This is a genomic window from Acidobacterium capsulatum ATCC 51196 (assembly GCF_000022565.1).
Classification (GTDB): Bacteria; Acidobacteriota; Terriglobia; order Terriglobales; family Acidobacteriaceae; genus Acidobacterium; species Acidobacterium capsulatum.
The window spans coordinates 161538-174823 of the sequence record NC_012483.1; the positions used below are offsets into that span (position 1 = coordinate 161538).

12 protein-coding genes are annotated in these 13286 nt (G+C 61.9%); 10 read left to right on the forward strand and 2 right to left on the reverse strand.

The window, feature by feature from the left end; all coding sequences use genetic code 11:
• Nucleotides 1-55 precede the first annotated feature (55 nt).
• On the forward strand, nt 56-2884 hold the full coding sequence (locus ACP_RS00590; RefSeq protein ID WP_012680524.1) for a bifunctional YncE family protein/alkaline phosphatase family protein: 2829 nt from the start codon (nt 56-58) through the stop codon (nt 2882-2884).
• A 69-nt stretch (nt 2885-2953) separates the two neighbouring features.
• Here the strand turns inward: ACP_RS00590 and ACP_RS00595 are convergent, their stop codons facing one another.
• Nucleotides 2954-3952: a GGDEF domain-containing response regulator gene (locus ACP_RS00595; RefSeq protein WP_012680525.1), complete on the reverse strand. Its 999-nt coding sequence runs from the start codon at nt 3950-3952 to the stop codon at nt 2954-2956.
• Nucleotides 3953-4226: 274 nt separating this feature from the next.
• Here ACP_RS00595 and ACP_RS00600 point away from each other — a divergent pair, with 274 nt between their 5' ends.
• The 5 genes from ACP_RS00600 (at nt 4227) to ACP_RS00620 (ending at nt 9370) form a co-directional block, all read left to right on the forward strand.
• Complete coding sequence (locus tag ACP_RS00600) at nt 4227-4439, forward strand: hypothetical protein (RefSeq protein ID WP_041839142.1); 213 nt, start codon at nt 4227-4229, stop codon at nt 4437-4439.
• Between the two features lie 159 nt (nt 4440-4598).
• Nucleotides 4599-5228, forward strand: a complete 630-nt coding sequence (gene thiE / locus ACP_RS00605) for a thiamine phosphate synthase (protein WP_169305882.1) — start codon at nt 4599-4601, stop codon at nt 5226-5228.
• Between the two features lie 2 nt (nt 5229-5230).
• Entirely contained in the window at nt 5231-6796 is a 1566-nt protein-coding gene (locus tag ACP_RS00610) for an APC family permease (protein WP_012680527.1), read from the forward strand.
• Between the two features lie 28 nt (nt 6797-6824).
• Nucleotides 6825-8369: an amino acid permease gene (locus ACP_RS00615; protein ID WP_012680528.1), complete on the forward strand. Its 1545-nt coding sequence runs from the start codon at nt 6825-6827 to the stop codon at nt 8367-8369.
• A 128-nt stretch (nt 8370-8497) separates the two neighbouring features.
• A complete protein-coding gene (locus ACP_RS00620) occupies nt 8498-9370 on the forward strand; it encodes a hypothetical protein (RefSeq protein WP_041839144.1) in 873 nt (290 codons plus the stop codon).
• A gap of 62 nt (nt 9371-9432) precedes the next feature.
• Here ACP_RS00620 and ACP_RS00625 read toward each other — a convergent pair whose 3' ends face one another.
• Complete coding sequence (locus tag ACP_RS00625; RefSeq protein ID WP_012680530.1) at nt 9433-9645, reverse strand: CDGSH iron-sulfur domain-containing protein; 213 nt, start codon at nt 9643-9645, stop codon at nt 9433-9435.
• Nucleotides 9646-9828: 183 nt separating this feature from the next.
• Between ACP_RS00625 and ACP_RS00630 the strand changes: the two genes are divergently transcribed.
• The 4 genes from ACP_RS00630 to ACP_RS00645 all read left to right on the forward strand — a co-directional run bounded on the left by ACP_RS00630 (nt 9829) and on the right by ACP_RS00645 (nt 13269).
• A complete protein-coding gene (locus ACP_RS00630) occupies nt 9829-10866 on the forward strand; it encodes a 6-phosphofructokinase (RefSeq protein WP_012680531.1) in 1038 nt (345 codons plus the stop codon).
• Nucleotides 10867-11140: 274 nt separating this feature from the next.
• Nucleotides 11141-11437 carry a helix-turn-helix domain-containing protein gene (locus ACP_RS00635; protein WP_041839145.1) on the forward strand — a complete coding sequence of 99 codons (297 nt, stop codon included), beginning with the start codon at nt 11141-11143 and terminating at the stop codon, nt 11435-11437.
• Nucleotides 11438-11526: 89 nt separating this feature from the next.
• Nucleotides 11527-12111 carry an LbetaH domain-containing protein gene (locus tag ACP_RS00640; protein ID WP_012680533.1) on the forward strand — a complete coding sequence of 195 codons (585 nt, stop codon included), beginning with the start codon at nt 11527-11529 and terminating at the stop codon, nt 12109-12111.
• A 72-nt stretch (nt 12112-12183) separates the two neighbouring features.
• Complete coding sequence (locus ACP_RS00645; protein ID WP_012680534.1) at nt 12184-13269, forward strand: M24 family metallopeptidase; 1086 nt, start codon at nt 12184-12186, stop codon at nt 13267-13269.
• Nucleotides 13270-13286 lie beyond the last annotated feature (17 nt).

Consider the following 13286-nt stretch of genomic DNA (forward strand, 5'->3'; position numbering starts at 1 on the left):
TCGGTTCGAGTTGGTTTCATCTTTCGTTAACCTGCTTGGGGAGAAGATTACAGGTATGCCCATGCGTTCTGCCGCTGTCGTTTCTGTGCTTTCACTCGCGCTCTGCGCGCCCGCCTTTGCCCAAAGCCAACCGGCAATTCCGCTGCCTACCAGTAAGATGATCTACGGAGATGTGCCGGGTTCGCCGCAGCGGGTCAACTCGCTGCCCATGGGCGTGGCCTGGTCGCCCCACCATCGCTACCTCGCCGTGGTGAATGCCGGCTTCGGCACCGTCGAGTCGAACTATGAGCAATCCATCGCGGTGCTCGACACGCAGACCGGCAAGATCACCGACAATCCTGATCCGCGTTTTGCGCTGGAGGCTTCGCAGACCCTCTACAACGGGATTGCGTTCTCCTCTGACGGCCGGCACCTGTATGTGAGCACTGACTCGCTTTCGGCTCCGGAGCAGCGGGATGCCAGCCACACCGGCAACGGCATTCTGGTCTACAGCTTTGACGCAGGCAAGCTGACGCCCGAGCGCGAGATTCCCATTCCGCTGCAAAAGCTGGCCGGCGGGCGCAAGCAGAACGCAATCGGCAAGCCGGTGCCCGCGGGCATGGCGATCCCCGCGCCCACCGGGCTGGCCGTGGTGCACTCGGCTCAGGGCGATGAACTGCTCGTGGCCGACGAGTTCTCAGACGACGCGCTGCTGCTCGATGCCGCCAGCGGCGACATTCTGCACCGCTTTGATCTCGCGGACGCGAGCATCGTGCCGGCGTCCTACCCCATCTCTGTCGTGGTGAGCCCCGAGGGCCGCCGTGGCTGGGTGGGCCTCTGGAATGGCTCGGCCGTGGTGGAGCTGGATCTGGCGAATGGCAAGATTCTGAGCCGCCTTGCGCTGCTGCCGCCCACGGTGAAGACCGGGCCCAGCTCGCATCCCATCTCTATGGCGCTCAGCCCCGATGGCCAGCGGCTTTATGTGGCACTGGCCAACCGCGATCGCGTCGCCCAGGTGGCCCTGCGCGGCAACGAGATGCGCGTGGAGCGCTTCTATAGCGTCCGGCTGCCGGGGCAGAAGTACTTCGGCGCCATTCCCAACGCCGTGGCCGTCTCGCCCGATGGCAAAACCGTCTACGTGGCCGACGCCGGCGGAGACAACGTGGCCGTGCTGCATCCGGCGGAGAAAAACCGTCCCGTAGCAGGGTTCATTCCGACCCAGTGGCTGCCCATGGCCGTGGCTGTGGATGGCCGCAATGTCTACATCGCCACCGGCAAGGGCAAGGGAACCGGGCCGAATGACTTCCCCCAGGCCAGGTCGCCGCACCCCTCCGCCCTTGAGCTGCGCCGCCACTACCAGAGCCCGCATACCTACATCGCCACGCTGCTGCATGGTTCGCTCGCGACCGTGAGCCGCCATGACATCGCATCGCATCTGGCCGCCTATACGCGTGAGACCCTGCGCGACAACCTCATGCAGGCCGCACAGCAGCAGATGACCTTTGCCGTCGGTGGCCACCCCATCCGGCACGTGATCTACATCATTAAAGAGAACCGCACTTATGACCAGATTCTGGGCGACCTGGGCGCGGGCAACGGCGATGCCAACCTGACCATGTATGGCTGGAAGATCACGCCCAACGAGCACAAGCTGGCGCTCCAGTTCGGCGTGCTCGACAACTTTTATGACTCGGGCGAGGTCTCCGGCGACGGGCATGTGTGGTCCAACGCGGCCATCAGCAGCGACTATACCGAGCGCGACTGGCAGCAGAACTACCGCAGCAGCGAGCGCACCTACGACTTTGAGGGCGTCGTGGCCAACGGGGTGCCGCTCAACGAGGGCATCTCAGACGTGGACACGCCGGAGAGCGGCTACATCTGGACCGACCTGGCGAAGCACGGCAAGAGCCTCTATCACTTCGCGGAGTTCATCTCCTCCACCTTCTGCAATGCGGCGACCGGCACGCCGCAGATCATGAATCCGCGCAACGGCACGCCCGAGCCGATGCACTACTGCAAGAATCCCTACATTCTGCCCGGCGAGGCTATTCCGGCCAACTATGGCGGCGGAGTCAGCAAGTATCCGTGGAAGATTCCGTTGATCTACAAGAACACGGCGACCATGCCGCAACTGGTGGGGCACTTTGACCCGCTTTATCCTGACTTTCAGTTGGCCTTCCCCGATCAGTTGCGCGTCAACGAGTTCCTGACGCACTTCCGCCGCTGGGTCGCCGCCGTGAAGGCGGGCAAGCCTGACCCCATGGCAGACTTCGTGCAGCTTCGTCTGCCCAATGACCACACGGCGGGCACCCGCCCCGGCATGCCGACGCCGCAGGCCTCGGTCGCCGACAACGATCTCGCGGTGGGCCGCGTGGTGGAGGCGGTCTCGCACAGCCCCTACTGGAACGACACGGCGATCCTGATCCTCGAAGACGACGCGCAGGATGGTGCCGATCACGTGGACGCGCACCGCTCCATCGCGCTCGTCATCAGCAAGTATTCGCCGCATCTCTCGCATCCTGTGGTGGATAGCCACTTCTACACCACGGCCAGCATGCTGCACACGGCCGAGGAGTTGGAGGGAATTCCGCCGATGAACAACAACGATGCCTTTGCGCCGGTCATGTCGCCGGAGTTTCAGGGCAAGGGCGATCAGCCGGCCTACAATGCCGATTATTCCAATGAAAAGAATGGGCTCATCTACACGGCGAACAAGAAGCACGCCTATGGCGCGCAGGCCTCGCTCAAGATGGACTTCCAGCATGAGGATCGCGCCAATCCAGCCATCCTGAACGTGATTCTCTGGAAGCAGGCGATGGGGAACCGCCCGGTTCCCGCCGCGCTTGAAAAGGCCTATCAGTCCGCCATGAAGGAGCCGGCGGACGAGCGCTACGCCGACAAGTAGCCGCCGGAGCCGGAGCTGTCCGGGAATTGCATGCGGCGATTCCCGGCGGCTCCCGCATCGGTTCTGGGTTCAGTTCAACTTCTTCGGGTCGATCTCCGGCAGACGCAGCAGCATCGGATTCGGTTCGAGTAGAGTCATGTTCAGCTCGGGCGCGGCTCCGGCCTCGCGAATGCAGTTGCGGCCTTCCATCTTGGCCTGGGCCAGCGCGGCTTCCAGCTCCCGCAGCACCACCAGCGGCGAGCGGCCCATGCTATGCGCCGCGCCGATGCTGGCGGTGATTTCAAGCCGCTCCTTGCCGATGTCAAACGGCTTGTCGAGCACAGACTTGCGCATGCGCTCGGCCATGGGAATCAGGCTGTCTGGCGCGCAGCCGGGCAGGGCAATGAGAAATTCATCCTCTCCATACCGGCCGGCCATGTCATAGCTGCGCAGATGGCGTTTCAGGCGTCCGGCGAGCTCCTGCAGCAGGCGGTCGCCTAAGTCATAGCCATAGTTCAGGTTGATGCCCGAGAAGGAGTCGATATCCAGCAGCAGATAAGACAGCGGGGTCTTCATCCGCTGCGCCCGGTCTGTCTCCTGAAAGAGCTGCTTCAGCATGGCTTCGCGGTTCAGCAGACCGGTCATCGCGTCGTGGGAGGCGTGGAAGCGCACGGCTTCGCTCTGCTGCTGCAGCTCCTGCATCAGCATCTGTACTCGTTCGGCGACCCGCAGCCGCACCCGGAAGTCGAATTCCTCGACCGGCTTCAGCAGAAAGTCGTCCGCCCCGGCCTCCGAGGCCATGCGAACGTCTCCGGTACTGGCCTGCGAGCCCAGCAGCATCAGCCAGGTACGGCTCTGGTCATAGCGGTTACGGGCGGCCTGAATCACCTGCACGCCGGCCAGCCCCGCCAGTTCGTTGTCGATGACCGCAATGCTGGGCGGCTGCGCCTGGGTCAACAGCCGCAGGGCGGCAGGGCCATCTTCCACCAGCAGATGAGGATAGCGCCAGGCATCGAGCATGGACAGGATGCGGTCCCGGGTCTGACGGTCGGCGGTGGCGATCAGCACATGGGGCAGGGTAAGGTTCATAGCACTCATAGAAAGTCCGAATGGTTACCCTATCGGCCTATTTTTGAGAAACCTAAGAATGCGTCACCGAAGTACCGGCTATTGTTAGAAAATTCTTATCTTTTGCGGAAAATAGAGCTACTCTTTTCCTAGCCGGACCATCTCAATTAGATATACGGCCTGCAGTCATCCGGGAGCTACCTTCACTTACAGCTTGCCGCCCCTCCAGTCGCTCACGGCGATAGTGTCAGGGTTCTTTCCCGAGGCAGACGTTCGGAAACGAGGAGTCACTGCCATGACCTACGCGGTAAAAAGCACGCATGCGGTTCCAGTTCAGACCACTAGCCTGCATCTGGTAAAGAAAGATCACACTTTGACCTGTGTCTGGTGCGGCGCGACACTCGGCCGGTATCGCACCGCAGTCGAGCGGGAGATTCTGGAAGCCTGCCACGATTGCGAGGCGAAGATTCTTGATCTGGGTCCGGTCTCGTCTGTCCCTTTTAACTGAAGCGGCCTCCGCTGATTCTTCCGGCGCAGCTCTGCCATGTGCGGGGCTGTGCCTTCGTGTTTGGAGTCTGGTTTTCCCGGTGAAGGGGATTCGGCTTACACTCGGGGAGTGAGTCCCCGGGCTGTTTTTCCTACTCTTTACCCCATTCTGGATGCCGGTGTGCTGTCTCAGGACCCTACGCTGCGCCGCGGCGAACTGCTGCGCCTGGTGCGGTGCGTGGTGGATGCCGGCGTGACCATTCTGCAATACCGCAACAAGCAGGACACCGACACGCAGGTGCTCGAAGATGCCCGCTGGATTCGCGATGCGGCCGGGCCCGAGCCCACGCTGATTCTGAATGATCGCGTGCATCTGGTGGAACAGGCGGCGTTTGACGGTGTGCATGTGGGCCAGCACGACATGACGCCGGCCGAGGCGCGGCGCATCCTGGGGCCGGACCGGGTGCTCGGAATTTCCACGCACAATCCTGACCAGGTCGCCGCCGTGGCCGATGCCGCTGTGGACTACATTGCCATTGGCCCGGTCTTTGCGACAGCCAGCAAGCAGAATCCCGATCCGGTGGTGGGCCTCGAAGGCGTGCGCACCGCGCGGCAACGGACTCAGAAGCCGCTCGTAGCGATCGGAGGCATCACGCCGCAAACGGCGCTTGCGGTTATGGAGGCCGGCGCGGATTCCGTTGCGGTGATCTCAGCTATTTTCGGCACTGGCCTTGGCGCGGAGCGCGGACCCGCCATCGCCCCCGAGCAGGCCGGGAAGAATGCGAAAGACTTTCTGAGGCTTTTCCGATAGAAATGACCCAAGTGACGACCCCTTCTGAAGAGTCTTTCTCCGCTCCCTCGAAACAGCCGCATCTGGTGGCTACGCTGGGCTGGTTCAGCGCGACGGCGATTGTCGTCGGCTCGATGATCGGCTCCGGAATCTTTCTGGTTCCAGCAGAGATCAGCCGCGACACCGGCTCTCCGGCGCTGCTGATTGCCGCCTGGCTGGTAACGGCCGTGATGACCATCATCGGTGCGCTCAGCTACGGTGAACTCGCGGCCATGATGCCCGACGCAGGCGGCCAGTATGTGTATCTGCGCGAGGCACTCGGGCCGCTGCCCGGCTTTCTCTTTGGCTGGACGCTGTTTCTTGTCATCCAGACCGGCACGATTGCCGCCGTGGCCGTGGCCTTTGGCAAGTTTCTGGGCGTCTTCTTTCCGTCTGTTTCCAGTTCGCACTGGCTGTGGCACATCGGGCACGTTCCGGCATGGCACGTGGGGCCGATGGTGCTGGGCAATATGGACATTGGCGTCAACACGGCCAATCTGACCGGCATCCTGATCATTCTGCTGCTGACATTCGTGAATATCTTCGGGGTGCGGCTGGGCGCGCTGATTCAGAACGTCTTCACCACGGCCAAGACAGCGGCGCTGCTGGGGCTGGTGATTCTGGGCGTGCTGTTTGGGCGCAAGGCCGTGGCGATGGCCGCCAACTTTGGCCATAATTTCTGGGCCGGCGCCGGTTGGCACACGTTGCATCCGCTGCAGATTGGCGTGGGCGGCCCGGTCACAATGGTGGGCCTGCTCACCATTCTGGCCGTGGTGCAGACCGGTTCGCTCTTCTCCGCCGATGCGTGGAATAACGTGACCTATACGGCGGGCGAGGTGAAGAATCCGCGGCGCAATCTGCCGCTCTCGCTGGTGCTGGGCACAGGAGTGGTGCTGGGCCTCTATATTCTGGCCAACTTTGTTTATCTGTTTGCGCTGCCTCTGCATGGCGATGCGCACGGGGCGACGGTGGCGGCGCGCGGCATTGCCCATGCTGCCGATGACCGCGTGGCCACGGCGGCGCTGCAGCAGATCTTTTCAAATGGCGGCGCCTACCTGATGGCCGGGGCCATTCTGATCTCGACCTTCGGCTGCGCCAACGGCCTCACCATGGCCGGACCGCGCGTCTACTATGCCATGAGCCGCGACCGGCTGTTTTTTGAGGGAGCCGGAAAGCTGCATCCGCGCTACAAGACGCCGGTGATTGCGCTGCTCATTCAGGGCGTATGGACCTGCGTGCTCTGCATTTCTGGCAGCTACAGCCAGTTGCTGGACTACATCATCTGCTCGGAGCTGATCTTCTACATCCTGACGATTGGCAGCCTTTTTGTGCTGCGGCGCAAACGTCCGGATGCACAACGACCCTATAAAGCGTTAGGCTATCCGGTGCTCCCTGCGCTCTACATCGTCATGGCGGCGTGGATTTGTATCGTATTATTGCGCTACAAGCCTCAGTACACGTGGCCCGGCATCGTGATTGTTCTGCTCGGTGTTCCGGTCTATGCCATCTGGTCGCGAGTCGCGAAGAGATCACCCGTCACGCCATCGTGAAAGAAATTATCTGGAGGAAGGCCATTTCATGGCGAAGCTTTTTGCAGTCAAGCCGCTCTCTGCGCTGAAAAATGAGGCGGTGGAAGAAGGCGAACACACACTCAAACGATCCCTGGGGCCGGTCAACCTTATTACGCTGGGCATCGGCGCGATTATCGGCGCCGGCATCTTTGTGCTGACCGGCCAGGCCGCGGCGCTGCATGCCGGACCGGCCGTGGCGTTGAGCTTCATCGTGGCAGGCATCACGTGTGCGTTTGCAGGGCTTTGCTATGCCGAGTTTGCCTCGATCATTCCCATTGCGGGTTCGGCCTATACCTATGGCTATGCCACTTTGGGCGAGCTGGTCGCCTGGGTCATCGGCTGGGACCTCGTGCTCGAATACGCCTTCGGCGCGGCCACAGTCGCTTCGGGCTGGTCGGGCTATCTCGTCAGTTTTCTGGAGCAGATCGGCCTCACGCCCTCGCCCGCTCTGGCGCGCTGGACGACCACCTACGGCAACACGCTTTATTTTCTGCATGGCCACTGGGTGTCGCAGGCCGCGCTGCCCATGGGCACGCCGACCGCTGGCTTGCTGAAGGTGCACGGCATCTTTGACCTGATCGCGTTTCTGGCCATTCTGGCCGTGACGACCATTCTGGTGATCGGCATCAAGGAATCCGCCAATCTGAACTCGCTGATCGTGTTCGTCAAACTGGCGGTGGTCGGTATCTTTCTGGTGCTGGGCATCGGCTTCCTGATGCACCATCCGCACGTGGCCAGCCTGAACTGGCACCCTTTCATTCCTAAATCGGAAGGCCCGGGCAAATATGGATTCAACGGCATCGTCGCCGGTGCCTCTTCGGTCTTCTTTGCCTATATCGGGTTTGACGCCGTTTCCACGGCGGCGCAGGAGGCGCGGAATCCGCAGCGCGACATGCCAATCGGCATTCTGGGCTCGCTGGTGATCTGCACGCTTTTGTACATCGCCGTCTCGCTGGTGCTGACCGGGCTGGTGAGCTACCGCTCGCTCGATGTGGCCGACCCGGTGGCCCTCGGCATTGACGCTACGGGCGTGGCCTGGGGCAGCCTGCTGGTCAAGATTGGCGCCATCTTTGGCCTGGGCACCGTCATGCTGGTGATGTTGCTGGGGCAATCGCGCGTCTTCTTCTCCATGAGCCGCGATGGGCTGCTGCCCAAGTGGGCCTCGGCCATTCATCCGAAGTTCCGCACGCCATGGATCTCAAATATCGTTGTGGGCACCATCGTGGCCTTTTTGCCCGCGCTGCTGCCCATCAACAAGCTGAGCGAACTGGTGAACATGGGCACGCTGCTGGCCTTTGCCATCGTCTCGGCCGGTGTCTGGGTGCTGCGCGTGCGCATGCCCGATCTGGAACGCCCGTTCAAAACGCCGCTGGTGCCGCTGGTGCCGATTCTTGGCGTGCTGAGCGCGGTTTACCTGATGGCCAACCTGCCACTGCTCACGTGGATTGTCGTGCTGGTGTGGCTGGTCGTGGGCCTGCTGATCTACTTCAACTACTCGACCAAGCACAGCAAGGTGCAGCGCATGCAGCAGCAGGGCGCGGGACAGGAGTAGTTCCACTGGAAGGACCCGAAGGGCGGTCTGCTTTGGCGGGCCGCTTTTCGCTTTTCAGGAAACTGCGCGGCCCTCTGGCGCGTCTTGTTAAGCAGGACGGTACAGCCATGCGCGGAAGAGGGAAGTGGATGGCCGGTTTGCTTCTGGCGGCGAGCGTGGCTGCGGGAGCACAACAGCAGAACGGAGCTACCCCCGGCGCACATGCAGCCTTTCATGCTCCCGGGGTGCAGATGCCGGGGTCGTTTGTCTCGCAACCCGGCCGTTTCTCTCAACCGGGCCAGGCCATTTTTGCGCCGGGGCATGCGGTGTTTACCCCGGGGCAATCCGTCTTCACGCCCGGTCAAGCCATCTTCCCTCCGGGGCAGGCTGTATTTCCTCAGGGGCAGACGGTCTTTCCCGCTGGGCAGGAAGTCTTTCCGCCCGGCAATCGCATCTTTCCTGCGCCCCATGTGCTGACGCCGTTTCACTCCGCGCCCTCGACGGCCATGCGGCGCGGCGGCGACCGCCATCACGAGCGGGATTGGGATCACGATCACGACCGCTACCATTACCGTCACCGCGACGGCGAGGGATATGCTGTGCCTTACCTCTTCGGCTCAGGCTATTGGCTTACCTCTGGCGATCTGGGATATATGGACGATTCGGAGGGAATGCAGACCAGTGCCGCCCCGACTTCGGAGCCTCCTTTGGCTTCGAGTGTCACAGCGCAGCCAACTGCCCCGGCACCTCCATCAGAAGACACCTATCGCCCGGCTTACCATGCCGCAGCCAGCGCGCCGAATGTGATTCAGAGCCAGGAACCGAAGCTGACCGTGGTGATGAAAGATGGCACGCGCAAGACGATGCGCAACTACGCGCTCACGCCCACCACGCTCATCGATCTGGATGCCGCGGCTACGGGGCGGGAGATGAAGATTCCATTGGAGCAGGTGAATGTGACGGCGACACAAAGGGCGGCTGCCCGGGAAGGGCTGAATTTCAGCGTGCCGAAGGGTGGATGAAGCCGTAGTCCCACCCCTCGCGCAAGAGGCGCGAAGGATGGGCAACGGAGAAGCCGCCCGGTTTACTGCTGGGGCGCTTTGGTGTCGTCCTGGAAGCCAGCCTGGTTGTGGCTTCCGTCGCAGAAGGGCTTGTTGGCCGAGGCTCCGCAGCGGCAGAGCGAAACAGCGGGCTTGCCTTCGAGGTTCCAGGTGTTGCCCTGCGAGTCGGCGAGTTGAATGGTGCCTTCCACCCGCAGCGGACCGTTGGGACGAATCGTGACTTTCACTTCAGACATGCGTTGCATCCTCCACTAAAACTACGATTCCCAGTCTACAAGCTGATGCCGCGTACGGCATGAATCGCACGGGAATACTGCGTGCCGTAGCTGCGATGCACTATGATGCAGAGGAGAAGCGCGGGCATGCATCGGGCTTCCAATTCGCAGCACACTTCCAAAACATAGCCAGGAGAACTTGAGATGCGCGTCGGAATTTTGACAGGCGGCGGCGATTGCCCCGGACTGAATGCAGTGATTCATGCGGTTGTGAAGAAGGGAATTCAGCACTACGGCGATGAGTTCGTCGGCTTTGTGGAAGGCTGGCGCGGCGTGCTCGACAACAACACCGTGGCGCTGACGCTGGAGAAGGTGGACGGCATTCTCGATCAGGGCGGCACCATTCTGCGCACCTCGCGCACCAACGTGCGCAAGATCGAGGGCGGCATTGAGAAGTGCGTCGAGACCCTCAAGGCCAATAAGCTCGATGCGCTGATCGCGATTGGCGGCGATGATACGCAGTCGGTGACCAACGCGCTGATTCAGGCCGGTGTACCGGGCGTGGGCGTGCCCAAGACGATTGACAACGACTTGAACGGCACCGATGCCTGCTTCGGCTTTGACACTGCTGTGTCGATTGCCACCGAGGCCATCGACCGCCTGCACACCACCGCCGAGGCGCACAACCGCGTCATCGTGTGCGAAGTGATGGGCCGCGATGCGGGCTGGATCGCGCTGACGGCCGGCGTAGCCGGTGGCGCGCATGCCGTGCTGGTGCCCGAAAAGCAGATCGACCTCGATCACGTCTGCAAGCTGCTCAAGTACAACCATGACCACGGCAAGAAGTACGGCATCGTCGTGGTGGCCGAAGGCGCCAAGCTGCCCGACTCGGGCGCGCAGGCGACGCACGGCACCAAGGTGGACTCCTTTGGCCATGCCCGTTTGAGCGGCATCGGCTCTATTCTGGCCGACGAAATCGAGAAGCGCACCGGCTATGAGACTCGCTCGGTGAACCTGGGTCACACGCAGCGCGGCGGCACGCCGACGGCCTATGACCGCATGCTCTCGACGCGCTATGGCCTGGCGGCCATCGATCTGGTCCACCAGGGCAAGTTCGGACGCCTGGTGGTGCTGCGCGGCACGAAGATCGAGGATATTCCGTTGGCCGACGCGATTGCCAAGAATCGCACTCTCGATGAGAGCTTCCTCTCGATTCTGGATGGTCTGGAACCGAAGGTTTAGCTTTTCGGAGCAGGCAGCGAATCAGTGAAGGGCCGGTCCGCAGGGATCGGCCCTTCGCTTTTCGGCGGAGAGGAATCGGGGACGCGAGTGTGAATTGTTGCGATATTTTTGTGGCAAAACCCGGAAAAAGCCGCAGGGGAAACCAGAAAAACACGTCCCGAGTGTGCAAATTCATTGGACGGAGCCGTAGGCTCAAGGTATAAGCAGGAGGCTGGCAGAAATAGACCGGCACTTCTTCCGGAGACATCCAAAAGAATAAGACGAGGGCATCATCATGAAGAGTTCGGCAGGCCGCAGTCCGGAGTTTCGCGAAGTGATGGATATCCGCCAGGCGTCGGATTATCTCGGTATCAGTCCCGATACGTTGTACAAGTACGCCTCTGAGGCGTTTGTGCCAGCCTTCAAGCTGGGCAATCGCTGGCGCTTCAAGAAGTCACGTCTGGACGAATGGATGGATCGCCAGTCCGGCATTCCGGTGGAAGTGGAAGTTGCCGCCGTGAAGCCGCGCCAGAAGAAGCCGGTGCGCTCCACGGGACGCACGGAGCCGCGGACCCGCATCGCACGCTCCTGAGCGCAGGAAGCGGAACTCTCCGGATCGGTTATGCTTGCCTCAAGCGCGGCCGCTCGCAGCCGTGGTTTCCCAGGCAAGGAGAAGTTTCATTGACGACTGATCTGACTCAGCCGAGTGTTGATCCTCACCTGCAGGCCTCCTACTCTGTTTCCAACCGCGCACGCCGCGCTGTTTGGAATTTGTTTTACGCGTTATTCTTCCGCACTTCTCCGCGCCCGTTTCATGGGTGGCGCTCGATGATTCTGCGCCTCTTCGGCGCAAAGCTCGCACCGAATTGCCACTTCTATCCCAAGTGCCGCATCTGGGCGCCGTGGAATCTTGTCTGCGAAGAGGCCGTGGGGGTGGGCGATGACGCCGAGCTTTACAATCCCTCACTGCTCACTATCGGCTCGCACGCGGTGGTTTCGCAGGGCGCGTACGTGTGCGGTGCGACTCACCTCTACAACGAGCCGTCGTTCCGGCTGGTCTCCTATCCCATGCGGATCGGCGCTTACTCCTGGGTGTGCGCCAAGGCCATTGTGAGCCCGGGCGTGAATGTGGGCGATGGCGCGATTCTCGCGATGGCCTCCCTTGCGACCAAAGACCTGGAGCCTTTCGGCGTCTATGCGGGCATGCCCGCGCGCAAGGTGAAGGATCGTGACCGCGCGGCGGTTCCGGCGCTGCTAAAAAAGTAGGCGTTTGCGTTTTGGTGCGGCTTCGCGAGGGAAGCATGCGGAATTGCGCCCGCAGAATGTAAGATCGTGAAGATGAACTATGCAGGCCGGATTCGTAAGCTGCGGCGCGCGCTGCAGAAGCACCAACTGGAAGCTCTCTGGATCACCCACTTGCCCGACGTGCGCTACCTGTGCGGGTTTTCGGGGTCGAGCGCTGTACTGATCGTGACGCGGCGCAAGGCGGCGCTTTTCACCGATGGCCGCTACACGCTGCAGGCCCGTCAGGAAGTGCAGGGCGCGACGGTTCACATCGCCGCCAAGTCCACCGTCAAGGAAGCGGCCGCGTGGGCCGCCGAGGAAGCGGAGTTTGCCGGGTTTGATCCGGCAAATACCCGTGTGGCAGAGCTGGAAAGCTACCGCGAGGCGCTGCCTCGCCGCCAGCGCGCGAAGTTCTTCCGTCCGATCCCCGAGCCGCTGGTGATGAATCTGCGCCTCATCAAGGATGAGGACGAAATCCTGCTGATGCAGGAAGCGGCGCTGATGGGCTGCAAGCTCTTTGACCTGATTGTGCCGCACATTCGTCCGGGCATGACGGAGATTGAAGTCGCCGCGGACCTGGAGTTCTTTGCGCGCAGCCTCGGAGCCGAGGGCATGTCGTTTGACACCATCGTGGCGAGCGGTGTGCGCTCGTCGATGCCGCACGGGCGGGCGTCGCTGGCGAAGATCCCTCGCAAAGGGTTCGTAACGCTGGACTTCGGTGTTATTCTCAATGGTTATCTTTCTGACATGACGCGCACTGTGCACGTGGGCCGTGCGACCAAGGAAGAGCAATTTGCCTATGATGCGGTTCTGGCCGCGCAGGAGGCAGGCGTGGCGGCGGTGAAGCCGGGGGCGACCATGGCCTCGGTGGATGAGGCGGCACGCAGCGTTTTGCGCGAGGCTGGTCTCGCGGAGTACTTTACGCACGGAACCGGGCATGGAGTGGGCCTGGAGATTCATGAGCAGCCCCGCTTTGCAGCAGGGCAGGAAGCAAAGTTGAAGCCGGGAATGGTGGTCACCATTGAACCCGGTGTGTACCTGCCGGAGAAATTCGGCATCCGCATTGAAGACATGGTGGTGGTGACAGAGACGGGAGCTGCGGTGCTCACGCCTGCCACCAAGGCATGGATGGAACTGTAAAGCGTGACAGAGGCTGA